Here is a 25109-nt window from a genome sequence, read left to right on the forward strand (position 1 = left end):
CAAATTATTTCTCGAGAAATAATACCATATGTTCTTCGCCACGATATTGTCCATTGTATTTCATTGCTTTTTTATCAACAGCAAAAGTTTCAAATCCTAATTTTTTGTACAGTTCCTTTGCTGGTTTATTTTCAGCATCCACAGTTAAATAAAGTTGCTCAATTTCAGAGATATTTTCAGCCACCTTAATCGCTTCAGTTAGCAAAGCTTTTGCAATTCCCTTCCCTCTTTTTTCATCATCAACAAACATTGCTACAATATTAGCCCTGTGCCTGATTTTTTGACGTGTTTCCCTTACTAGCGTTACCATACCGACTATTTGGGCTTCTTCAAATGCACCAATCGTTATGATATCTTCAGATAGAAAGCTTTTCTTGTATTCTCCTATTGGATCTTCCTTTTTTATTGCCTCATCATATGTGACTAAAAAGGCATCCGGATTAGTTGTTAATGCTTTTAATCGTAGTTTCCAATAGTCCTCTGCATCCTCTGGTATAAGTTTTCTAATATTCACATTACCCCTCCTAAGAACATTTGTTCTTGTGTTTTTTATTTTACTTAATTATAATGATACTTAAGGAAAAAATATACAAAAACGTATGACTTCTTTAGGAAATAGAAAACATAGTGTAGCGCATACGAAATTTTAAAAGGAGTGTTTTGTGTATGAAAGGACAAGCAACACCTTATTTAATGTTTAACGGAAATGCAAGAGAAGCTTTGGACTACTACAAGGAAATATTTGAAGGGGAAATTTTGGATGTTCAAACATATGCTAAAGCAGGTTATGAAAACCAAGATTGGGCGAACGATCGACTCATCCATGGTAAATTTAAAAAGAATGACTTCTTATTAATGGTTTCGGACGATTCTCCAGACCAAACAGTTCATTTCGGAAACAACATCTCGCTTGTAATCGAATTCGAAAGTGAAGAAGAAATTTCGAAAACGTTTAATGATTTGAAGGAAAAAGGAACAGTATTTATGGAGTTGCAGGATACCTTCTGGGGAGCCAAATATGCAAAAGTAAAAGATCCATTCGGGATTATTTGGGATTTAAACTTTGAAAAACAGTAAATGTGAAAGTCCCCCCAAACTTCAGGGGGATTTCCATTTATTTTTTCCATTCGTGTTTTAACAGACCATAAAAGTACATATCAAAACGTTTGCCGTCTCGCTCTAGGAACTCCCTAGATGTTCCTTCCCTGACAAAGCCCAGTTTTTCATATAAGGCGATGGCTCTTTCATTGTATTGAAATACGGTTAATTGGACTCTGTGCAGATTTAATTCCTGAAATGCAAAATCTAACACAAGCTGCATTGCTTCATGTCCTAGCCCTCGATTCCGGTTACCATCTCCACCAATTGCAATGGCGAGCCATGCATTTCGATGTGGCCAAATAATACTATCAATGTCGACAAAGCCCACTAATTTTTCTGTATCTAGCTCTTTAATTCCAAACACGAATGCTTTTTCATTTTTCTGCTCGACCCACTCCTTGAAATCAGAAGGATGTTTTGGAAAAGATGGTAATGTATCTAAATTTCTAAGAAACTCCTGATCTTCATACCAACTCACAATTGTTGGAACATCATCATCCTTAAATCTTACAAGTTCAACCTTTTTTCCTTTTAGTAGATTATATGTAATCATATGAAATACCCCTTAATTATCGACTACTTTAGTAATTCAACATTTCTCATCGATTTCCTTTTTCAAACATTCTTTCGGATATATATGTTTCCGAGTAGTTCCCATTATAAAAGCCATAGAAACAAGTTCTATGGCTTCATCAATAGTTTTTATTTGATCGTTTGAAATCCTTTACCTTTGGATTTCAATGCGAAATCATAAGCATCTAATGCACCCTTACGATTGTTTTTTTGCACTTTAATTTCTATTTCACCATCAGGCAATTCAGCTGCAGGAACTTGAAGTTCAACAGCAGTATTAGAAATTACTAATGTTGCATTTGCTTCTTTAAGCTTTGTAACAGCTTCAGAACTCAATGATACAAAAATGGTATTTTTCTTTTCAGGTACTTCTACTCTAACAGTAGCTCCATCTGTTAAATCACCTAAATCATTTGCTGTTACAACATACTTGTTCCCTCGCTCAACCTCTGGAGTAACAACAACAACTTGAGGTTCTTCTGGTTCTTCACCTGGTGTTGTAAGAATATCAACAATTCTACCTTCAATTTCAGTTGGAATTCCTTGACTACCAATGTTTATTAAATGGTCACGGAAGTTTTCCCAATCGGAAAGTCCAAGATCCGTTACACGACCTTCTTCATAAGCCTTTGCAAATACATCATAGCCATCTCCACCTTTAGCTGTGAATGCATTTGTTGCAATGATGTACGTTGTACCATCATTAACTGCAACAAGCTTATTATTGGAATCTTTAATGTAAACTTCAACTACACGTTCCCCAGCTGGTTTGGAAGAATCGAATTCTACCTTACCTCCTGCCACATGTAAGAAGCCACCATTCTCTCCTGGATATTTACCCAAAGAAATTTCAAACGCTTCTTTTAGCTCAGCTCCTGTTAATTCCATCGTTGCCAATGTATTCCCAAAAGGAAGAACTGAGATAACCTCACCAACAGTGATTGGGCCGGCATTAATAGCTGAACGGATACCACCACCGTTTTGTAGCGCCATTACGACATTTTCACCAGTGAATTCTCTTGCTTTTGTCAGCATACCATCTGTAATCAAGTTACCAAGAATTGTTTCGTTTTTACGTACGCTTGGTTTTGTATTATCACCATTTGTACGAGGGTTTTCTAATTCAATCGGAGCTTCTACACCAATTTCCTCTTGAGCTACCTCATCAACGCGCGCTTTAAATGGTGCTAATATCTCGGCAGCTTCAGGATCATCCACTTGATTGCCAATAGCAACTAAACCACCATCATGGGCTACTACTACACCATTTTCATCAAATTCAACATTTAGAACCCCCAGGTTACTGTTCGCATTACCTGTTTGAACGATTACTGTTGGTGTTTCGTCTTTTGCAACAACCACAGGCTTAGATAATGTTGTATGGCTGTGCCCACCAACAATTACGTCAATACCTTCTACTTCTTCAGCAAGGATTAAATCGTTGTCTACCGCTGCATTATCGTCATATCCAATGTGGGTTAATGCAATAATCTTGTTAACACCTTGTGCTTCAAAAGCTGCTACAGCATTTTCAGCTTCCTCAAGATAGTTTTCAAATTCAATCGAACCTGGACTTGAGATATCGGCTGTTTCCTCTGTTGTTAAACCAAAGATACCCACTTTTTCACCGTTTATCTCTTTGATAATACCATTGTAAATTTGGCCATTATTAAATTCTGCTTCGATAGAATCATTGAAAATTCCAGCGAATTTAGCATCCTTCGAGAAGTCAGCATTGGCACTCACAAATGGGAATGTGGCACCTTGGATAAATTCGACTAATTTTTGATGACCTTCAGCTGAAGATCCTAAATCAAATTCATGGTTACCAAAGGTCATCGCATCAAAGCCCATCAAGTTCATCATGGCTAAGTCTGCTGCACCTTGGAATTCGTTGAAATACAAAGTTCCTGTAAATGCATCTCCTGCATGTAAAAGAAGTGCATTTGGATCTTTGGCTCTTTCTTCTTTCACCGCAGTGACTGTTTTAGGCATATTATCTAGGGCTGCGTGTGTATCATTTGTATGCATAACAGTTAGGTCGTAATTGTCTTTCTTGTCTTTTAAATCTACTTGTACCATTACTGGGTCATGGTCACTTGCACGTCCGGCCATATCGGTAAAGTCCGCATTGATGTGTAAAATATCAATCTTAGTTCTTGGTACTAAGTTATTTGATACCACAATATGATCTAAAACTTGTGAGTTACCCTGGAACAAGTATGTGTAACGGTCACTTTGTTCAACATGGTTAATCATGTTGGTCATCAATTCGCCCTCAAATATTTTCATAGAATCAGAGAATTGAAAATCATTATAGTCACCAACAGATACGATATTTGCATCCGGATTTTCAGCTTTTATTTCTTCAACAAAGTTATAAACTACATTTGCGATTTGTTTACGCTGATCCTCACTACCATATACAGGTGGTTGTGTTGAACCGAATAAAGGAGTGTCTCCGGATTTAGAGTTCCAATGGTTTGCGATCACAACAACATCTTCACCTTGGAAGGTAAATTGTGCTGCTAATGGTTTTCGGCTGTTATCAAATGCAGGATTTGTAGGATCAATACGTCCAGGGTTATGTGTTAATTTACCATTTTCATATCCAACTGCAGTTGTAGCATCACCGGCTGGAATTCCTTCTGGTAAAGAAACTCGTTCTGGATTATATAAGAATCCAACACGGATATTGGCATTTGGTGCTCCACCATCTGCATTATAAATAGGATCAATGTTTAAATATTCATAAACAGGACCGCCTGCATCAACAATTGCTTGAATTAGACGTTCATAACTTTCATTTGCAGCTGAATTACCTGCATCTTGACCATTATTATCTTGAACTTCAGTTACCCCGATTATATCGGGACTTTCCATATCTTGAACAAATGCTCTTGCTAGTTTCTGTGCTTTATCATTTGATGTTTCTTTTATATTATTTGAAAAGTTTTCCAGATTATAAGACGCAATCGTTAGCTTATCTTCTTCTTTAACAATTGTTGTTGTCTCAGGTTTTGTATTCCCTTCAACATGTTTTGATTGCATATCTGCTAAATCAACATAAATCTTATAATTTTGGAAACCGTAGTTTACGACACCTGTAATAGGGCCAGTAAATTTGTCTCCTGTTGCTACTTTGAAATCTCGTGCAGCATTGTTATCGTACATTTTAAATTGAATACGATCCGCATTAGCATTGTCTTTAGTAAATAAAACGCCACCATGGATTGTATCAGTTTGTCTATTTTCAAGAACAGTAATTAAATCTCCATGTTCCTGAGGGGCAACAGCCTTCACGGTTCCTACTTCAACAAGCATACCTTCAATGCTTTCCCAGAAATCAATTGCATCTTCTTCTGGATCAAACTCAGCAAAGCTATCATTATCGATTACTTCGTTTGGTAAGTTTTCGCTTGTAATTTCAATTGGTTGAGGTAATTCAACTGTTTCCTCAATGAGTGTTACTACACCGCCACGATCATCTCTTGCATTAATTTGAGTGACTGGTAGGTCAGTATCACTTTTTGTATTACTGTAGCCGTCGATATGGTACTCATCAACTGTACCTGTTACACTTACTAGATTACCAACTTTTACATTTGCTTTGTTCCCTGTATAAACGACAATCCCTTCAGACGTCTTTGGATTATCATCCTTTTGGTCATCTGGAGTTTGCATATGAAAGTAGTTTCCGCTTCCGATTTTGTAGGTATACGTAACGATACCTTTAACATTTTCAACAGTTTGACCTTTAAGTGGAGATTCGTGAGCTTCTCCTTGGATATCATGGATATTGATATTTTCAAGTTCGTATACTTTATAAGTAAATTCTTTAACTTCACTAGCTGTTAGGCCTTCTTTAACAGCAATAGCTTTGATTGTTAAATCTTGGTCAATAGTAATCGGTTCGCTGTACTTTCGACCATTCTCAACTGTTGGTTCAGTTCCATCGGTTGTATAGTAAATGTCTGCACCTTCAGTTGTAGTAAATAATGTTATTTGCGTTCCTGTAGGAATGGTACCTGAAGGATGAGATGCATTTACTGATTGAACTTTTGATGCATCCTCAATTATATCTGCTTGTCCACGAGGAATGATCTGATAATCTTGGTCGAATTGTTGAACGATACCAGTTATCGAATCGTATGTGGTTCCAACAGAAAGTAACAATGTACCTTTTTCATCACGTACTAAGAACTCTGTACCATCTTCAGCTTTAGCAGTGTAATTTGCCCAACCACTGCCTTCATTAACTTTTACAAGTTCAACATTTTTGACAACTGCTAATTTAGATTCGTTTTCTTCATTAACATTTGCCCCTGCCAATTCAATCGGTGCAGGTTCGCCTTTACCTTCCGTTTTTTCAATTAGTGTTGCTGAATCTAGTTGTAATAGCCCTCGATAATCTTGTAATGAACCACTTACAGTGATTTCATCGCCAAGTTGAGCATCTAAGGACGTTGGACGAACAGCAATTGCCGCCGTGTCATCTTGAATGTGAATCGTATTTTTTAATGTTGCTGTTACAATTCCTTTAACTGTTGCTGAACCCGTACCTTGAGCACGTGCTTCAGCAATGCTGATTACGGTTGGTTGTTCTGGGTCTGGATCTACATTTCCTCCAGCTTTGTGAGAACCTAAAAATGAAAATGTATCCTTAGGATGTATGTCCCATTCAATAGAAGGATCAAAAGCATCATCATGTACCTTATCCCCAGTGAGGATTGAATCTTTTCTTACGAGAGTGTTATCTGAAGTCACACCGCCCCAATTAGTACCCGGGTCATGTCCTACTTGTCCAAATGAATCAATAATTTCACCATTTTTCTTTAAAACAAGAGCGTCATCTCCATTGAAATTTGCGACACCATGTTTTATATCCGTAACTGCAATTATTTCCGGAGCTGCACTTGGATTTGCAATTACATAGACATCTCCACTTACTAGAGTTCCTGAAAGTTTCAAAGTTGTACCAGCTACACTGGCTCCATTTGAATATAGTTCTAGTGTGTATGCTGATAAAGCAACATCAGAGCCTGTCCCATTATAAAGCTCAATCGCTTTATTAAAACTACTCCCCTCAATATACTCTGAAATAAATAGATCTTCGGCTGTTGCTTCTGCCGCACTTACAGCAGGTGCAAAGTTTAATAGTGTAGTAGGTACTATTAAACTAAACACAAATAAGATCGATAGTAATTTTTTCACTATGACTTTTTTCACAGCGTTCTCCCCTCACTTATTAATTAGTAGAAATTGGTTCGCCTACAGGATAATAGCAAAGTAAATATAGGTCAATATAATTTACGAAAAATAAACAAAACTTTAACCTATTTTACCTATAAAACACGAACAATAGGTAAAAAGTCACTATTTAATGTTAGTATTTTTTTACTATTTATTTTATATTAGTATATAAATTGATTAACACAAAAAAACGACTACTAATTTAACTAGTAGTCGTTTTTTGCATTTCATTTTTTCATCCAACTAAATTTTCATATGTTTTTTGTAAATGGTTCTTATCTATCTTTCCAACATGTGTTTTTGGTATTTCTTCTACAAAGATAAACTCTTTCGGAACTTTGTATTTACCTATTTTTGCTTGACAAAACTCCTTTAATTCCAGATTAGACACATGTTGGTCTGGCATTAACGAAACTACAGCAATTACCATTTCTCCCCATTTATGATGCGGAACACCAATCACAGCAACTTCGTTGATGGCTGGATGCTTACTAATGCATTGTTCTACCTCTAAAGGATAGACATTTTCCCCACCAGTAATGATCATTTCTTTCTTTCGACCAACAATATAGTGATAGCCTTCCTCATCACATTTTGCTAAATCACCAGTAAGGAGCCATCCATCATGATACGCTTCTTTAGTAGCGTCTTGATTATTCCAGTATTGATGGAATACATGCTTTCCACGAATTAAAAGCTCTCCTACTTCTCCAGCCTTAGCTTCTCTTCCATCTGAAGTCATGATTTTCACATCATTATAAAACATCGCCTTCCCAACAGATCCCCTTCGAAATCTTGAAATTTTAGGGTCAATAAAGAAATTGTTAGGACCAGCCTCTGTAAGGCCATATCCTTCTTTAAAGGATAATCCCTTTTCTTCAAAAGCCTGATAAATTTCTAGCGGGCACGGAGCTCCACCCGATAAGAAAGTATGCATGGTTGGGAATTTTACATCCTTGAAGGATGGTGTGTTAACCATCATATGATACATCGTTGGAACAAGTAACACGACCGTGCAGCCCTCTTGATTGATTATCTGAATCGCTCGGTTAGGCTCAAAATTATTCGCTAGTACAACCTTGCCACCCATCATTAAAATCGGAATGGATAAGGCATTGAGTCCACCCGTATGGAACATCGGCATATACGTTAATGTCACATCTTCTGCTGATAAATTCCAGCTCACGATTGTATTTAATCCATTCCACATGATCGATCGATGGGATAGAACCACTCCCTTTGGTTTACCTGTTGTTCCACCAGTATAAATAATCGCTAAGGCATCATCTTCTTGAACCATTTCCTCTTGCACATATGAAATACTTGTTTCACTCGCAATTTGATGATACTTCTCTGAATTAATGTTTATGATTTCTTTAGATGATTTGTCCCGTAATAAGCCCTCCAAATTACTAGAAAATGCTATTAATTCTGGTGATGAATTTGAAAGGATATAATCTATTTCTTCACTTGATAAACGCCAATTTAGCGGTACAAAAATTGCCCCGATTTTTCCACATGCAAACAACAAATCGAAATAACAAATATCATTCGGGGATAGGAGTGCAATCCGATCTCCCTTTTTAATTCCAATTGTTTTGAAATAATAGGCGATGTTTTCCGCTCGTTTATTTAATTCTTGAAATGTAAAGCGGCTCCCCGTCTCTCCATCTACAACAGCAATCGAATCAGGTGATAGTCGAGCCCGATTTGCGATCCAATCCAGTTCCCACCTCACAACTATCTCTCCTTACGTCTACTTAATTCTATTCTTACTATAGAAGTTAGTAGTTACATAGAAGTTACATTAGGTTATGGGTGTGGGAATAGTATTTACGGTTTTCTTTGAAGTGGGCCATTCAGAGACAATTCATTCATTTTTTTACTTCGGTTTGTCTCTGAGATAGCCTATCAAAGACAGTTCATTCCATTTTTCATGTCAGATTGTCTTCGAGATAGGCTATCAGAGACAGTTCATTCATTTTTTTACTTCGATTTGTCTTCGAGATGGGCTATCAGAGACAGTTCATTCCATTTTTCACTTTGGTTTGTCTTCGAGATGGACTATCAGAGACAGTTCATTCATTTTTTTACGTCGGTTTGTCTTCGAGATGGGCTGTCAGAGACAGTTCATTCATTTTTTACGTCGATTTGTCTTCGAGATGGGCTATCAGAGACAATTCATTCATTTTTTTACGTCGGTTTGTCTTCGAGATTAGCAATCAGGGACAGTTCGTTTAAAAAGTCCTTACACTTGGTCTTTGAGATAGATTATCAAAGATGTTTCACCACAGAGACTCGCTTGTTTTTGTCTCTCATCTAATCCCTCAAAGACATTTCCCCTATGCATCTTTCTAATTATGTCCTTGAACAAAAAACTTCTTTAGGCAAAAAAATAGGAGCCTTAATCAGCTCCTAGTTGAATCACATCATTATTCCACCATCAACATGTAGGGTTGTTCCGTTTACGTAATCTGATTCATCGGAAGATAAAAATAAATATGCATTGGCAATATCTGAAGGCTTTCCGAGCCTTTGCAGAGGAATCATCATTTTCATTTGATTGATGACCTTTTCAGGAACGGATGCAACCATCCCTGTTTCGATAAATCCTGGCACAACTGCATTGACATTAATCCCTTTTCTTCCAAGTTCTTTCGCCCATGTTTTCGTCATTCCGACTACTGCCGCCTTTGATGCCGCATAATTGGTTTGACCAACATTCCCGTACACACCCGTTACAGAAGAGGTACTGACAATTTTCCCTTTTCCGTTTGCAATCATATGGGGAACGACAGCTTGAGTGCAATTAAAAACACCTGTTAAATTTACGTCAATAACCTTTTGAAAATCCTCCTGAGAAAGCTTTGTCAGCATTGCATCCCGAGTAATCCCTGCATTATTTATTAAAATATCAATCTTGCCAAATCGCTCCATTACAGCGGAAACCATTTCATCAACGCTTTCTCTGTTTGCTACATCGACCTGAAAAAATTCAACATCTGCACCTTGTTCTTTCAGTTCTTTTGCTCTCTCTGCTCCCGTTGTGTCATAGTCTGTTAAAGCAACCTTCGCACCTTCACGTACAAATGTGATAGCGGCTTCTAGTCCTAACCCATTTGCTGCTCCAGTAATGATTGCCACCTTATCCTTTAATCTCATTTTGCTGGCTCCTTTTTTCCGATAAATTCATGCATATGTTTTAACAATAGCTCTAAGTTATCAATTAATGGAGAATGTCCACAATCTTCAAGTTCAATAAATGTAGCGTTATCTCCTAAATCCTCCATAATTTCCTTTGCCATACTTTCAACTACCACATAATCTCGATCCCCACGTAATACTAAGACTGGGATTGTGATATCATCAACCTGTCCTGTTCCTTCTGTTAACCCATTGTGGTGATGGCTGATGTTGAACGTATTTAGTGAATAATAGACATCAGCAAGATTCCGTTGAGTCATCATATCCTCTAAGTACTCATCGTAATGAGCCTCTTCAGGCTGAATTTTAGTGTATATAGCAGCATTCCAGATTGCTTTCAGGACTTCTTTATCTCGATTGTCGTAGGCTGTTTGAATTGGGATTGTTCGTGCTAGATCACAATGAATATCTTCCATTGTCTTCAAACGGTTTGAAAAGTCCAATTGTCCGTCGGCACCTAAGCCAAAGATTGGAAAACCTCTTGTTGATGCGGATGCAAGTAACACTAATTTTGAACAAAGTCCTGGATGGTCAGCTACAAACTGCATTCCTACGGCTCCACCTGTTGACCAACCAGCAATAACAAAATCTGATAATCCTAATTCATCAACAAATAGTTTAATATCATCTGAGAAATCCTTAATCGATTGTACCGGTTTATGGTAGGTTGAAATACCAAAGCCTCTCATATCCACCGCATAAACCTTGTAATCGCTATCAAGATTTTCGATGACAACATCCCAATGTTTAGATGACGACATGTTCCCATGAATAAGTAGAACTTTTTTTTCTCCTCCTTCACGTTCCCTGTAGCCCAATGTTTCCCCATTTGCGAGATTAACAGTTTTCAGTTCAATTACAGACATTCACAGTCCCCCCATTTAATTGTCGTGGCACCCCATGCATATCCAATACCGGCACTTACTAGAACAACAAGATCTCCTTCTTTTATTTTACCTTTTTTTTCCGCCAATTCCATAGAAAGTATCTGATCAATCTGACCTATATGTCCGAATTCATTCAGATAAATGGATTGGTCCTGGGTAAGACCTAACTCATTTAACACATAATCATGAGCTGACTTTTTCATGTGAAGAATGCCTAAGTAGTCAATATCTGCTTCGGTATACCCGCTTTTTTGTACAGCTGTTCGAATTACCTGAAGAAAGTTTTGCATCGACTTTTCTTCAAGTCGCTGTTTCATCCCTTCTGGATCAAGAACATCAAGCATATTTAATTTTTGTTCTAGCGCTTCCTTTGTCATCGGGTTCTTTGTACCACCTGCAACTACTACGACATCCTCAGAAAATGCACCATCTGTTATAACATGACTTTCAAGTACATTGTTCGTGGCTATACCTTTTCGTAGCAGGATGGCACCGCCACCCGCTCCCAAATTATACATAAAGCGAGTTCTAGGATTCTCGTAATCAATAAAATCGACATTTCGGTAGCCACCCGCTAGTAATACCGTTTTTATGGAGTCATCTGCTTTCATCAAATCCTTTGCTACCTTTATCGCCATTATTGTCGTTCCACATCTCATTGCCACATCAAAGCCCCACGCATTCGAGGCGCCGAGCTCCTGTTGCATCTTAATGGCTGCTGTCCACAAAGGATATTCCTTGTGCTCTTCCCCGATATAGATGATTAAATCAATTTCCATTGGGTCGATGTTTGCCTTCTTGATGGCTTTTCTTGCTGCTTTTATCCCCATTTCACATGTATGGTCATCTGGTCCAGGAATCGGTTTCTTCAAAATACCTAGCTTGGTTTCTACGATTTCCTTGGGTATCCCACTTTTTTTTGAAATGTCTTCCGATGTTAAAAAGTCTTTCGGAATGTATATTCCTGTACTTAATATTCCAACTGTTTGCAAAGTAGGTCACTCCTCTATTACACGTTTCATAAACTCTACGGCATCATCTAAATCTGTCACAACTACCTCATCTTCCCCCTGGACATGACTAACCTTTATACGCCATTGCTTTTTCATTGTCTTGTAATCCACATCAATTAGCGCACAACGGACAACGAATGAAGTAATGGTTTGATGATCATTCATGGACCTCTCTCCTTAGCCGGCTATTTTTTCCTTTTCATAGTCTTTCGTTTTATTCGTCCCTTTTCTTCTATAAAACCATGACTTAACAGTTCCCACGATTCCCATTGGGAAGAACATAACAGCTAATATATATAAAATGCCAAAGAAGATCATCCATCTTTCAAAAATCCAGTGTACCTTTGCGAGTCCAGTTAGCCAATGGTGGGCAAATTCGATAAGTCCCGCTCCTATGATGGCCCCAACTAGTGTTCCAACCCCTCCAATAATCGTCATTAGAAGAGCATCGAGGGTTACATCGAGTGCAAATACCGATGTATTGACAAACCTTAGTGTGACAACGTACATGGAGCCGGAAACACTTGCGATTACCCCCGCGACAATACTTGCAATAATTTTATAATGAATCACATTGTAGCCTAGTGACTCTGTGCGGGGTTCATTTTCACGAATGGCTTGGAGAACCCTGCCAAGAGGAGATTCTGTGAATCTCTTTAACATTAAAAATACGAGAATCATTAGAAGCAGTGTGACAAAATAGAGGGTCATACGGTCTTTTAATACATCTGGAATCCGAAACGTAAATCCATCATTCCCTCGCGTTAATGATCGCCATTTTTCAGCGGCTACTAAAAACAAGCCCGAAAACGCCAACGTCAGCATGGCATAAAAGTGACTCTTTAACCGAAGTGAGAGCAAACCCACAATATAACTTAAAATGGCTGACAGAATCATTCCAACTATGATTGATAGTAGAAAAATGGGAACTGTTGGCTCAAATCGATGTAAAAGAACACCTGTTGCATAAGCACCAATTCCGAAAAACATCGCATGGCCGAATGAAACAATCCCTGTAAAACCTAGTAAAATATCATAACTCATAGCAAAGACAGCAAAGATAAATATTTGTGTAAACAAAATCAATATGCTTCTAGTGTCGTTAATAAGTGGATAACATAGAAGAAATACCGCTGCCGCAATGTAAATGATGTTCGCTTTTGAAGAATTAGTTAGAAGCCTCATTTCCTCACCCCTTTGCCCCGAATAATCCTTGTGGTCTAAAAATTAATACAATGGCCATCAGCAGCATATTGACTGCTAATGATAATTCTGGGACATAGTATGCCATGTAAGCACCTGATAATCCTACTAAAATCGCTGCAAATAGAGACCCCGTAATACTTCCCATTCCTCCTATGACAACAACGATAAATGCGAGAATCGCAAATTCCATACCCATTTCTGCATATATTTGTCCGGAATAAGGTCCAAGTAACACACCCCCAAGTGCTGCCATTGCTGCACCTACCATAAAAACGAGCATAAAAATCTTTTTAATATTAATTCCAAGCGATTGGACCATTTCCTTGTTGATAACACCTGCACGAACGATTAAACCAATCTTTGTATTTTTTAAAATGTAATAAATAAGGAAGAAAATTAAGAACCCCACTAAAATAATAAATAATCGATATTTTATGAGGATAACTCCACCAAGCTCCCAGCTTCCACTCAACAATGCAGGAGTTTTCGCACTTAATTGATTGGGTCCCCAAACGACCTTTAACATTTCGGAAAGGACAATCATGACCCCAAGTGTTATCAAAATTTGTTGGACATGATTTCCGTAAACAGGTGTAACAATATATTTTTCAATCAACAAGCCCAAAATTAATCCGGCAATCAAAGCCGTAACGATTCCAACTATGAAACTCCCGGTTTGCCCATAAGACCAAACACCAGCATATGCTCCCCATGCAAATAAACCACCATGGGCAAAATTTAAGACATCCATAAGTCCAAAAATTAGGGTTAACCCTGCCGCAAGCAGGAAAATCAACATACCTGTAGCAAGTCCATTGATAGTTAAATTAATGATTGCATCCACAAATTCTCCTCCTCCCATAAGAAAAGCGCAAGGCGCCTGCCTATCGGTGACAAGCATAAGACGAGCGCTGACAGAAGGTGCACTTTACCTTCCGAAGCGATTGGCTTATGACCTCGAGCCGATGGCGCCTGGAGCTAGACACTGAAACTAAGTACAGAATGACGATGAACTTCCTTTAGGCAATTCCTAAATATTGTTTGCGGAGTTGTTCATTTTCCTTTAACTCCTTCATTTCGCCACGATGAACGGTTCTTCCATCGTCAATGATGAAAAATCGGTCTCCAATTGTACTTGCCATAATAAAATTTTGTTCAACAAGTACAATTGAAGTCTTTGACTTTATCTCTTGGATCGATTCCATCACTTTTTCTACCACAATAGGGGCTAAACCCTTACTTGGTTCATCTATTAGCAGTAAATCATTATTATTGACATAAGCCCTTGCGATCGAGAGCATCTGTTTTTGCCCACCGCTTAGGTTTCCCCCTTTTCTTTTCCAAAACTTCTTCAGGTCGGGGAATAAGTTCAACATATAATCGAGACGTTCCTTTGTTATGTCGTTTTCCTTTTTGATAGCGACTTTCATATTTTCTTCTACTGTTAACTCACCAAATATTCCTTGATCCTCTGGTACATAGCCGATCCCTTTTGCGGCAATATGATAGGTTGCAAGACCTGTAATGTTTTCTCCATTAAATTCAATTGTTCCTTTAGCAGGAGGATTGAGTCCCATAATTGACCTAAGGGTAGTTGTTTTGCCTGCACCATTTCTACCTAAAAGAACAGTTACTTCTCCTTTTTTTGCTTCAAATGAAACACCTTGTAAAATATGAAATTGGTCTATATATGTTTGAATTCCTTCTACCTTAAGATGCAGTGTCATCGTACAAACCTCCCAAATAGGCAGATTGGACTGTTTCATTGTTCATGATTTCTTCCGGTGTTCCATCCGCTAGTAATCTCCCATTAAATAAAACCATTACACTATCAGAAAGGTCGAGGATCATATCCATTTTATGTTCAATTAAAATGATCGTACGATTCCCTTCCGCTTTTATCTTTTTTATGACCTCAAGGATTGCCGGAACTTCCTCCAGTGACATTCCAGCCGTTGGTTCATCTAGTAATAGAACCTCCGTCTCCAATGCCAAAAGCATGGCAATTTCTAACTTTCGTTTTTCGCCATGTGCCAAATTTTTTGCAATTGCATTTGCTTTATTATCAAGAAGAACAAGCGATAGAATGTGTAAAGCTTTTTCTTCGAATTGTCGATATTTACGGAAGTGCTTAATCATTTGATACCTTACACCTGCCACGGATTGAACAGCTAATCGAACATTTTCTAATACTGTCAGATTTGGAAAAACATTTGTAATTTGAAAGGAACGGCCGATTCCTTTCCTTGTACGTGCGGTTTGAGATAGCTTTGTAATATCTTCACCTTTTAAGAAAACCTGGCCATTTGTTGGTGAAAGCTGGCCACTTAGTAAATTGAAAAAAGTTGTTTTACCTGCACCATTTGGTCCGATGATGGATTTGAAGTGGTTAGGAGGAACGGTAAAATTAACCTTATCAACTGCAACATGTCCTCCAAATGCAATTGTCAGATCCTTCGTTTCAATAATATTTTTCACGTCATCTCACCTCTTTTTTCTTGGGTCATTTCTACAAGATTGTTGTTTTTAAAACATAGGGTGATTTACGCTCCTGGTACTCGCTTTCCGCGGGCGATCCGCAAGCCTCCTCAGGCCTACACGATGTAGGTCACGAAGCCGTTGCCACAGGACGTGGCGCTCTTAGGCTTCGAACATTAATTGGTCTCGCTTGGCTCGCTATTCCCGCTGGACGTTGAGTTTGCTTCCTTGAGACTACACCGCACGAAGAAAATGCTAGCATTTTCGAGGATCTCGTACCATCCGCGGAAATCACAGGAAGGTCAATAATTACCATTACCTTCGCACAATCATATCCAAAAACAACAAAGTTTTCGAAAACAGCCTTTTTCTAAAAGGAAACTTCGGTAGAAAAATACTACCGAAGCCTATAAATTTCATTAGTTGCGAACTGGTGGAGCTGTTTCCTCAGGGCTTAGCTCTCTTATTAAGACTGGTACTGGATAATCCACACCATCAACCTTTTCTAAGCGAATCGCATAAAGAGTTTGAAGGGCTTGGTGGTCATCTTCACGGAATGTCATTTTTCCTTTAGGCGTATCAAAACTCATGCCTTCCATCGCTTCGATGAGCTTATCTGCATTTGTATCTCCATCCGTCTTTTTAATTGCTTCCACAATTGCTAATGCCGCTGTCATACCACCTGGAGTAAATAGGTCAGGTACCTCTCCATTGAACTTTTCTTTATGTTTTTCAACTAACCAATCGTTAATATCATTTTTTGGAAGTTGATGATAGTAAACTGTGAATCCTTCCATACCAATTAAAGCATCCATGGTCGCAAGTGCCGGAATATCTGGAGCACCTGTCGAGATTTTAATACCATTTTCTTGGACCTTCATATCTGCGATTTGGTTCCAAGGTGTGTTTGCACCAGCCCATACAACATATAAATAATCAGGCTTTGCTTCAATAATCTTTTGAACATTTGAAGTAAAGTCAGTTGCTGCAGGGTCTGCATATTCCTCATGAATAATCTCAGCACCAAGTTTTTCTGCCGCTTCCTTAAAGGCTGCTATTCCATCACGACCGAAGGCATAATCCGGAGCAAGCGTTGCAATTTTAACTCCTTTTTTTGCTATTGCTGCTGCACCTGCAACGGCATCCTGTGAAGAGTTACGAGCTGTTCTAAAAATGTACTCGTTCCAGTCCGCACCTGTAATACTGTCAGCTGCAGCAGGTTCAACAATCATGATTTTTTCGTATTCCTCTGCTAGTGGAAGAACGGCTAATGTATCCGCTGAGCTTGAAGAACCGACTAGGAAATCGACTCCGTCTTCCTCAATTAATTTAGTAGCTTTTTGAATCGCAACTTCAGGTTTTGTTTCAGTATCCTCTACAATAAATTGAATTTTTTGTCCATTGACTTCCATTGTTCCGTCTGTTGCGTATTCAAGGCCAAGTTCGAATCCTTGTGTTGTTTGTTTTCCATATGATTCAAGTCCACCACTTAATGAAGCAAGCACACCGATTTTAATCGGATCCTTCGCTTTTGTTTCTTCTGCTGATTTGCCTGAATCACCTGAGCTTGGTTTTTCTTCTTCTGTAGTTGAAGATCCAGAACTACAAGCTGCTGCAACTACCATAAGCATGGCAAGCAAACTTAAGAAAAGCATTTTACGAAATGAGAATTTCTTCATTTTTCCTTCCCCCTTTTTCATCATAAAAACTGTAAAACCTCCTGCGACAATCGTACTTGGTAATAGTTACATTTTAGTTACAGTATCATTTGTATAGATTCAGCTAGTTTTCCATTTTAAAGCAGTGGCAGCCCATGTGTAACCTGTTCCAGCACTTACCGCTACAGCAATATCCCCATTTTTTAATTTTCCTAGTTCCTGCGCAAAGTGGAGACCAATACAAGGGTCAAGTGCTGACATATGGCCATGATGATCTAAATAGACTGTGTTTTCTTCTGGTATTTGTAATGTTTGAAGTAGTTCTCTAAACATGGAGCGTTTCGTATGAAGTGGGAGAAGAACTTTTATGTCTTGAGGTGAATATCCGCTATTTTGTACTGCTTGTCGAATAACTCTTTCGAAATTTGGAATCGATACAGGGTCAAGCCGTTCTTTCATGCTAGACGGATCAAGAACGTCGATATAATGCTGTCTATTTTTTACTGTTTCCAAGCTTGGAAACAATTTGGAACCACCAGCTGGTACACGAACATCTTCATAGAATGAACCATCCGTGATGATTGAGCTTTCCAGAATTTCACTTGTAGTAGAATTTTTCGTGATTAATGCCGCCGCCCCGCCATCTCCAAAATTAAACATAAACCTAGAGCGAGGATTATCATAATCGATAATTTGAGATTCTTTACAGCCTCCAACGAGTAAAATATTTTTGATTTTTTCATCAGATCGAAGCATATCCTTTGCTACTTTTAAAGCAATTGGAAAACAGGAACTCACATTCATTAATTCAAAAGCATATGCATTTTTTGTCCCCAGCTCATATTGAAGTTTAGGTGCACATGACCAAACTAAGTAATCCTTATGAGGACTTCCAAAATAGATTACGACATCAATCGATAAAGGATCTATCTTTGATAGGATTGGTCTGGCGGCCTCGATTCCGAGGTCTGTTGCTTGCATCGAATCATCCGACACATGCTTTTGATGCAAGCCGAACTTCTCAATAATAACCTGTTCAGGAATTCCAGTTTTTTTAGACAAGTCCGCAGCTGTTTCAATTCCTTTTGGAAAATATACACTTGTCGCTTCAATTCCAATATTTATCATACAAATACTCCTTCTGATGGAACCATCATAACTGCTGTCCCAGTTAGTACAAGTTCGCCTTTTTGATTGTGACATTCCGTTAGTAATTTAACCCTATTCTTTTCTCTGTTATATTCTTGAATAGTAACCATAGCTGTGATTGTGTCCCCAATAAAAACAGGTGCCGTAAACCGGATTGTTTGTTCCATGTAGACCGACCCTTTTCCAGGTAAATGTACTCCTAACAGCTGAGATAATAAACTAGATGTCAATAGTCCATGTGCAATTCTTTTATTAAACCTCGTTTTCTTGGCATATTCATCATCGATATGAATGGGATTAAAATCCCCACTTAATTCTGCAAATAAATGAATATCCGTTTCTGTTATTGTTTTACTGCATGATGCAGTTTGACCTACAAAATAGCCCTGCATTTTTATTTCTCCTCCTTTTTATGTATTCACTAGAAGGTTCTTTTGGATTTTCCCAGTCGCATTCCTAGGGAGTTGATCAATAAATTCTATTTTTTTCGGAATCTTGTATTTTGCTAAAAACTGATTACAATATTGAATGATTTCTTCTTCTGTTACTAAACTCTCTTTCGTTTTTACAACAAAAGCTACCGGGACTTCTCCCCATTTCTGATCGACAACTCCAACAACAGCTACTTCCTCAACATCTGCTAGCTTCCCTATGATTTGTTCGACTTCTAATGGATATATATTTTCTCCGCCAGAAATAATCATTTCTTTTTTTCTTCCAACAATATACAAAAATCCCTCTTCATCAACCCTTGCTAAATCTCCTGTATATAACCATCCATCGCGAAGAGCCTCAGCTGTTGCTTCCGGTCTATTCCAATATTCCTTCATTACATTTGGTCCACGAACTATAAGCTCTCCAACTTCGCCGTCTTTTACAACATCTCCCTCAGAATCTATTAATTTGTACTCACAAAACATAGCAGGCTTTCCAATCGAACCCATTTTTCGTTCGGCATCCTCTTTCAAAAGCATAAAGAGGGTAGGTGATGTTTCGGTCATCCCAAAACCTTGGCCAAATAATAACCCCTTATCAAAAAACGCCTTGATAATTTCAAGTGGGCATGGGGCACCGCCATTGTAAAACCAGCGAACCGATTTCAAATTTGTTTTATCAAATGAAGGATTATGTAAAATCGCCTGATGAATTGTAGGAACCCCCATTACAATTGATGCTTGGTGCTGTTCAATCATCATTAAAGCTCTCTCGGAATCAAACTTCCCCTCAGGTAGAATAATGGTCCCACCAGCATACAAAGTTGGAAATGCAAATAATCCTATACCACCTATATGAAAGAGCGGAAGTAATAAAAGGGAACGATCACTAGATGTGATATCAATTGCGAGCGAATTATTAATCGCATTCCAAAACATATTATTCTGTGTCAAAACTGCTCCCTTCGGTTTTCCAGTTGTTCCGGAAGTATAACAAATTAAATAGGGAGCGCTTTCATTTGTTTCAACTGAAACATTCTCATTTCCTCCTTTTAGATATCTAACTGTGTCAATGGATATGATTTCTTTCAGGCAAGTTTCCTCTTTCAACGCATTGGATGTTTGTTGATAGATGTCTTCTATAAAAAGCGTCTCTGTCTCACTATCATTTATCTGATAAACAAGTTCATTTACTGTTAAACGAATATTAAGTGGGACTGCAATACATTCCAGCTTTGCGATCGCAAATAGTAATACAATGTATTCATATCTATTTTGTGACAAGATTGCGATACGGTCTCCTCTTTTTATACCCAACTTAAGTTTTAAGTATGAAGCTAAATTGTTTACATCTTGACTTAGCGTTTTATAGGTGATTTGTTCCTTATCTGTGATAATGGCAATACGCTTCGGATGTAATTCAGCTCTTTTTTCAATCCAATAAGTAATGCCCTGCATAATGTACTCTCCCTTCTATCCTTTTTTTAGCCCTTCAAAAACAAGTGTCATTGCAGCCTCAAAAGCCTCTTCTGGAACGTCCTGCTGTTCCCAATACACCCATCTCATACCAAGAAACTGACCAATTGACATTAAGCAATAGGCAACCGTCTCCTGATCAATCTCTTTAAATTCTCCTACGCCAATTCCAGCGGACAAACTTTTTAAGAATCCATTAGCAAGTTTATCGTAATACCAGCGATAAAGATTTCTATCCACAACTACGGCTTGTTGAACGATACTATATAAATTTCTACGGTTTTTGACCCAGGTAAAGAAGGCTTTAAATCCTTGCCGTTGTGCTTCCTCGAAGGTTTTAGCTTTCCCCATTTCTTCTTTAATGGCCAAACGAAGCTCCCGGCTATATTGACGAATGAGTTCATCAAAAATATCTTTTTTTGATGGGAAATAATTATAGAAGGTCCCCTGTGCTACATTTGCTTCTTGTGAAATATTTACAATGGAAGTTTCATAATATCCCTTTTGTCCAAATACCTCCTCTGCTGCTCGTAGTAGTTTCTCTCTTGTCTCTAAACCTTTAGGGGTCAATACTTTTTGATCTGAGTTTGTTATTTCTGACACCTGAATCACCTCTCAACTTTTATTATATACATAATAACTGACTTTTCAATATGTTTTTAAAAATAAAAAAATAAACCGTCCCCTGAGGGAAATGGTTTATCAAACAAATCATATTAAACTAGGTTTGATGCTGGAGAATCATGTCGTACATTTGTTTTGTTGGTTGCATTGGCTCGACTCCTAGTTCGTCCTCCAATGCTGATACACATTTTTTATACCACTTGATGGCTTGAGGTCGGTTATTTTTATGATAGTAGCAGAACATCAGTAAGCGGTATGCTTCCTCCCATGTTCGATCCTTGGAGATAATTTGTTCACACCAATAAATGGCTTCGTCAAACTCTTTTGTTTGAACAAAGCTTTGTGCAATCCGTTCAGCTCCACGTAAAAATAATACTTGAAGCCGTTCTCTTTCACTTATACACCAATCTTCATATCTACGATTCGGTAAATAATCTCCCTCGTATAACTCCAATGCCCGTCTTAAGCATTTAATGACCTGTTCGGTATCCTTTTCATGAAGACCTGCATGTATCCATTCTTCAAACTCAATAATATCAAGCTGATAGCCTGCTTGTTGATTTAATCCATAGGATGAGCCAACCCGCCCTATAAAAAATGGTGTTGATCTTGCCACTCGATTTGGTTCTAATGCATTATTTAATGCATTTAAAGCCACCTTAAAGTCTCTTGCTGCAGCTGCCTCGTCATGATCCGGCCAAAGGGTTGCAAATATTTCTTCCCTCGCAATCATTGTATTTCGCATTGTCACAAATAACTCAAGCAATTCTTTTGCTTTTCCACGCTGCCAATCAGATTCCTCCACTTCTTGGCTCCCAAGCCATACTCGGAATCTACCTAATGTTTGAATACGTAAGGTATAGCCAGGATGGGACGTTATATTTGAATAGCCTAAATTATTTAAGAGTTGATTTACGTATGGAAGATGAATGCCTTCCTTCTGTGCAACGAGTAACAATGGTACAACATTATATAAATCTTGAGGTCCGAAAGTTGTGCGTTTCGTTAAGATAAAATCGTATCCACCAACCTGCACTTTATTAAGAAAACTAGTAATAACTCCGTTAAATGCATCTTTATCTTTCTGGTGATAATAAAGAAATGCAAACCAAAGCTGTGTTAGAGCAAGCCCATATTGATCACCACAATTTCCATACAAGGCTTCACATCTTGTTAAATATTTGTTTGCATCCTCCCATTTTTCATTGTGGACAGAAGAAATGCCCATACAAAGTAAAATAAGTGCGGAAAGCCATGCATCCTTTACCTTTTCTGTTTCCTCCAAAGCCTTATTCCCAAATTCAATGGCACGATCATAGATGCCTCGATTTCCAAATAAAATACATAACCCCATTAACGGTTCTGCTTTACCCCTAGCAATATTTAATTCATCCATGATTTCAAGCGCCGTTTCATAACATTGGATTGCAAGTGAAGTGTCATATTGATCAAGCAATTGGACCGCATGTCCCATGCGCATCCAGCCACATGCTTCAACAAATGGTGCTTGGAATTGCACTCCCTGTTTAATACCTGATTCCGCCAGTTCCTTGGCGTCTTGCCCATTACCCATAAAGGACTCAATTAAGGATAATAACAAATCAGTTTCACGGTGCGACTGCTGTAAATGCACCGTTTTCTGGTCCTGTTCCACTACTTTCTTTTGGGACAGAATTTTTTTCGCTTCAACGAGTTTTCCAGTCCGTAAGAATAATCTAGATTCTAAGTTTCCGTCTAATAATGGAATATTGAGTTCTCGTCCTTTTTCATACCACTTTTTCGCTTTTTTAGCATGACCAGCATTTGCCAGATTTTCAGCCATTAATTGATAGACCCTACTTTTATCTTCACTTGAGGAAGCTTCATTTTCTTCAAGTGCTTCAATTGCCTGTAATAAATACCGCTCAGCTTTCCCAGGTTGAATTGTATCTAGATAAATTTTCGCTTGTCCTTCATACGCTTTACTTAACCCCTCTAGGTCATTAGCAGAATGAGCAAAGTGAATGGCTTTTAAGTAACAATCCTCAGCCTCCTTATAGGAACAGCGATATCTTAACGCTTCTCCCTTATAGAGCCATAATAGATAATAATGGTTCATAAGTAATTCCGGAATCTTTTTCATCCGATCAAGAAGACCTTCAAGTTGTCCATTTTGAATCATCTTTTCTCCATAATGGTGGAGGATTTCTGCAATTCTTTCAAAATCCCCGTTTGCCTCAAGATGATAGATTGCTTGATTAAAATCTCCTATTCTTTGAAAATAGCGAGCGGTTTGAATATGAAGATTATGAAAATGCCGTTCATTCGTCGTATAAAGGCGCTGTTCCAGAAACTCCTTAAACAATGCATGGTAGCGATATTGCCCTTCTCCAATGGAAAGTAAAAAAAGATTATGGTCGGAAAGTTCCTTTAACATCTCACCTGAGCTTCTGATTCCTAAAACTTCATCACATACTTTTCCGTTTAATTCATCAAAAATACAGGTATTCTCAAGAAACTGTTGAACCATCGGTGGCTGTTTCATGAACACTTCCATTGCAAGAAAGCGAAACAATTCATCAAGTGTTTTCGATTTATTATTGAGAATTGCCTCCAATCCTCCATCAGAAGCAAGCTGTCCTCGAATCATTCCAATCGCTATGATCCACCCTTCTGTTAAAGAAAAAATTTTCTTTATATCCTGATCATTCAAATCTCCCTCATATAAATCACTTAATAGAACCTCAACTTCATCAAACGAAAACACGAGGTCGCTCTGTTTAAGCTCAAGGAGTTCTCCCTTTACTGTCATCGAGGTTAGGAAATCCCAGCTTGGTTTTATCCGACTTGAGATGACAAGATTTAAATTCATTGGAAGATGTTGTATCAACCATGTCATCCAATGGTCTATTGATGAAGAGTGTTGTATCAAATGATAATCATCAATGATAAGCATGACGTTCTTATCTAGTACAATTATCTCATTGATAAACAGCGAACAAAGTGTTCTTATTTCTTCATCCCGTACATATCTTTCAATATTCTCAACATAAAGAAGAAGTTCCGTCCCAAATCCTTGGTGATTTTTTCGAATGGCATAGACCACATATGTTAGAAAAGGAATAATATCGTCATCATTCGTCCCCACACTATACCAGCATGGCGTATTTTTTTGATCATGAATAAAGGATGCAAGTGCAGTTGTTTTTCCGTAACCTGCTCCCGAGTGTAGAATGGTAAGCGGATACCTTAGAATCGTTTTCATTTTCTTCATTAAAGAAGGCCTTTGTAAAATGATGTCCTTTAAATTGGGTGGAGTAATTTTTGTTTGCAAAACCTGTATCTTAATCCCCATTGTATAACCTCCCTTCGTATCAAATGCACCCCGGTATATTTACGCCAAAATCAATTCATAATTTTGGTACTATTTTAACATATCCAAGCCAAAAAAGAACTCGAAATTCGGTTGAGTTCTTTGACATGGTTTATTATGTTGATCAATTTTTCCTTAATTCAATAATTCCATCTTGTCGAATGGCCAGTATTTTATGTTTACCTTGCCAACAACTTGTTCCATTTTAACGAATCCAAAATGGCGGCTATCCCAACTGTCTAAGCGATTATCGCCAATAACGAAAATATGATTTTCTGGTACAATTGATTCCCCTGTCACTTCTTCAAGGGTGAAGTCGCCTGTTAATTGACCTGCGACTATGTCTTCTTTAAATTTGTCTAAGAATGGTTCGGAAACACTTTCCCCATTTATATAAAGCACATCATCCCGGTATTCAAGTGTGTCGCCCGGCAAACCGATCACCCGTTTTACAAAATCCTCTTCTTTATTTTTATGAAATACAACGATATCAAAGTGGTCAAGCTCCCCTATTTTCATGCCGATCTTGTTAACCATTAAAAGGTTACCATCTTCAAGAGTTGGCATCATTGATTCGCCGTCGACTATGTAGTTCGTAAAAAAAAAGGTTCGTAAAAATACAACGATGATAAGACTGATTCCTAAAGATTTCACAAAAGAAAAATGATGTTTCTTCTTCGCTGGGGTTTCCTCCATTGCAA

General features: G+C 38.1%; 20 protein-coding genes. 1 reads left to right on the plus strand and 19 read right to left on the minus strand.

The annotated features are described in order from the left end of the window. Positions 1–4: 4 nt before the first annotated feature. Positions 5–514 carry a GNAT family N-acetyltransferase gene (locus RGU12_RS06025; RefSeq protein ID WP_309535252.1) on the minus strand — a complete coding sequence of 170 codons (510 nt, stop codon included), beginning with the start codon at positions 512–514 and terminating at the stop codon, positions 5–7. Positions 515–666: 152 nt separating this feature from the next. On the opposite strand from RGU12_RS06025, the gene RGU12_RS06030 reads away from it, so the two are divergent. Beyond that, the gene (locus RGU12_RS06030; protein ID WP_309535253.1) at positions 667–1077 is read left to right on the plus strand and encodes a VOC family protein; all 411 of its coding nucleotides are present in this window, start codon (positions 667–669) and stop codon (positions 1075–1077) included. Positions 1078–1114: 37 nt separating this feature from the next. On the opposite strand, the gene RGU12_RS06035 is transcribed toward RGU12_RS06030, so the two are convergent. From RGU12_RS06035 to lepB, 18 genes are all read right to left on the minus strand, one after another. Next, entirely contained in the window at positions 1115–1654 is a 540-nt protein-coding gene (locus RGU12_RS06035; RefSeq protein ID WP_116351212.1) for a GNAT family N-acetyltransferase, read from the minus strand. 149 nt (positions 1655–1803) lie between these two features. After that, the gene (locus RGU12_RS06040) at positions 1804–6903 is read right to left on the minus strand and encodes a 5'-nucleotidase C-terminal domain-containing protein (protein WP_309535254.1); all 5100 of its coding nucleotides are present in this window, start codon (positions 6901–6903) and stop codon (positions 1804–1806) included. A 259-nt stretch (positions 6904–7162) separates the two neighbouring features. Next, entirely contained in the window at positions 7163–8665 is a 1503-nt protein-coding gene (locus RGU12_RS06045) for an acyl-CoA synthetase (protein WP_309535255.1), read from the minus strand. 686 nt (positions 8666–9351) lie between these two features. Next, complete coding sequence (fabG, locus tag RGU12_RS06050; protein WP_309535256.1) at positions 9352–10089, minus strand: 3-oxoacyl-ACP reductase FabG; 738 nt, start codon at positions 10087–10089, stop codon at positions 9352–9354. Then, positions 10086–10997 carry an intracellular short-chain-length polyhydroxyalkanoate depolymerase gene (gene phaZ, locus RGU12_RS06055; RefSeq protein WP_309535257.1) on the minus strand — a complete coding sequence of 304 codons (912 nt, stop codon included), beginning with the start codon at positions 10995–10997 and terminating at the stop codon, positions 10086–10088. Before phaZ ends, fabG begins: the two co-directional genes overlap by 4 nt. Continuing rightward, on the minus strand, positions 10988–12010 hold the full coding sequence (locus tag RGU12_RS06060) for a 3-oxoacyl-ACP synthase (protein ID WP_309535258.1): 1023 nt from the start codon (positions 12008–12010) through the stop codon (positions 10988–10990). Before RGU12_RS06060 ends, phaZ begins: the two co-directional genes overlap by 10 nt. A 6-nt stretch (positions 12011–12016) precedes the next feature. After that, on the minus strand, positions 12017–12196 hold the full coding sequence (locus RGU12_RS06065; RefSeq protein ID WP_309535259.1) for a hypothetical protein: 180 nt from the start codon (positions 12194–12196) through the stop codon (positions 12017–12019). Between the two features lie 12 nt (positions 12197–12208). After that, positions 12209–13216: a branched-chain amino acid ABC transporter permease gene (locus tag RGU12_RS06070; protein ID WP_309535260.1), complete on the minus strand. Its 1008-nt coding sequence runs from the start codon at positions 13214–13216 to the stop codon at positions 12209–12211. Between the two features lie 4 nt (positions 13217–13220). Further along, on the minus strand, positions 13221–14081 hold the full coding sequence (locus RGU12_RS06075; RefSeq protein WP_309535261.1) for a branched-chain amino acid ABC transporter permease: 861 nt from the start codon (positions 14079–14081) through the stop codon (positions 13221–13223). A 175-nt stretch (positions 14082–14256) separates the two neighbouring features. Further along, entirely contained in the window at positions 14257–14964 is a 708-nt protein-coding gene (locus tag RGU12_RS06080; protein ID WP_309535262.1) for an ABC transporter ATP-binding protein, read from the minus strand. Then, entirely contained in the window at positions 14948–15715 is a 768-nt protein-coding gene (locus RGU12_RS06085) for an ABC transporter ATP-binding protein (RefSeq protein ID WP_309535263.1), read from the minus strand. The genes RGU12_RS06080 and RGU12_RS06085 overlap by 17 nt, the downstream gene beginning before the upstream one ends. A gap of 419 nt (positions 15716–16134) precedes the next feature. Next, entirely contained in the window at positions 16135–17394 is a 1260-nt protein-coding gene (locus RGU12_RS06090) for a substrate-binding domain-containing protein (protein WP_309535264.1), read from the minus strand. Positions 17395–17493: 99 nt separating this feature from the next. Further along, the gene (locus RGU12_RS06095) at positions 17494–18498 is read right to left on the minus strand and encodes a 3-oxoacyl-ACP synthase (protein WP_309536277.1); all 1005 of its coding nucleotides are present in this window, start codon (positions 18496–18498) and stop codon (positions 17494–17496) included. Beyond that, positions 18498–18914 carry a MaoC family dehydratase gene (locus RGU12_RS06100; RefSeq protein ID WP_309535265.1) on the minus strand — a complete coding sequence of 139 codons (417 nt, stop codon included), beginning with the start codon at positions 18912–18914 and terminating at the stop codon, positions 18498–18500. Before RGU12_RS06100 ends, RGU12_RS06095 begins: the two co-directional genes overlap by 1 nt. 18 nt (positions 18915–18932) lie before the next feature. Then, complete coding sequence (locus RGU12_RS06105; protein WP_309535266.1) at positions 18933–20414, minus strand: o-succinylbenzoate--CoA ligase; 1482 nt, start codon at positions 20412–20414, stop codon at positions 18933–18935. A gap of 15 nt (positions 20415–20429) precedes the next feature. Then, positions 20430–21035, minus strand: a complete 606-nt coding sequence (locus tag RGU12_RS06110; RefSeq protein ID WP_309535267.1) for a TetR/AcrR family transcriptional regulator — start codon at positions 21033–21035, stop codon at positions 20430–20432. A gap of 118 nt (positions 21036–21153) precedes the next feature. Then, a complete protein-coding gene (locus RGU12_RS06115; protein ID WP_309535268.1) occupies positions 21154–24390 on the minus strand; it encodes an AfsR/SARP family transcriptional regulator in 3237 nt (1078 codons plus the stop codon). 153 nt (positions 24391–24543) lie between these two features. After that, positions 24544–25104 (minus strand): signal peptidase I, encoded by a 561-nt coding sequence (gene lepB, locus RGU12_RS06120; protein ID WP_309535269.1) that lies wholly within the window; start codon positions 25102–25104, stop codon positions 24544–24546. Between the last annotated feature and the right edge of the window lie 5 nt (positions 25105–25109).

Source organism: Ferdinandcohnia sp. QZ13 (assembly GCF_031324165.1).
Taxonomy (GTDB): domain Bacteria; phylum Bacillota; class Bacilli; order Bacillales; family Bacillaceae_L; genus Ferdinandcohnia.

What these genes read in the sequence shown, in the direction of transcription:
- RGU12_RS06115 (WP_309535268.1), bottom strand. Translation starts at nt 24,390, where the DNA reads ATGGGGATTAAGATACAGGTTTTGCAAACAAAAATTACTCCACCCAAT.
- fabG (WP_309535256.1), bottom strand. Translation starts at nt 10,089, where the DNA reads ATGAGATTAAAGGATAAGGTGGCAATCATTACTGGAGCAGCAAATGGG.
- RGU12_RS06030 (WP_309535253.1), top strand. Translation starts at nt 667, where the DNA reads ATGAAAGGACAAGCAACACCTTATTTAATGTTTAACGGAAATGCAAGA.
- lepB (WP_309535269.1), bottom strand. Translation starts at nt 25,104, where the DNA reads ATGGAGGAAACCCCAGCGAAGAAGAAACATCATTTTTCTTTTGTGAAA.
- RGU12_RS06070 (WP_309535260.1), bottom strand. Translation starts at nt 13,216, where the DNA reads ATGAGGCTTCTAACTAATTCTTCAAAAGCGAACATCATTTACATTGCG.
- RGU12_RS06090 (WP_309535264.1), bottom strand. Translation starts at nt 17,394, where the DNA reads ATGAAGAAATTCTCATTTCGTAAAATGCTTTTCTTAAGTTTGCTTGCC.
- RGU12_RS06105 (WP_309535266.1), bottom strand. Translation starts at nt 20,414, where the DNA reads ATGCAGGGCATTACTTATTGGATTGAAAAAAGAGCTGAATTACATCCG.
- RGU12_RS06080 (WP_309535262.1), bottom strand. Translation starts at nt 14,964, where the DNA reads ATGACACTGCATCTTAAGGTAGAAGGAATTCAAACATATATAGACCAA.
- phaZ (WP_309535257.1), bottom strand. Translation starts at nt 10,997, where the DNA reads ATGTCTGTAATTGAACTGAAAACTGTTAATCTCGCAAATGGGGAAACA.
- RGU12_RS06035 (WP_116351212.1), bottom strand. Translation starts at nt 1,654, where the DNA reads ATGATTACATATAATCTACTAAAAGGAAAAAAGGTTGAACTTGTAAGA.
- RGU12_RS06100 (WP_309535265.1), bottom strand. Translation starts at nt 18,914, where the DNA reads ATGCAGGGCTATTTTGTAGGTCAAACTGCATCATGCAGTAAAACAATA.
- RGU12_RS06065 (WP_309535259.1), bottom strand. Translation starts at nt 12,196, where the DNA reads ATGAATGATCATCAAACCATTACTTCATTCGTTGTCCGTTGTGCGCTA.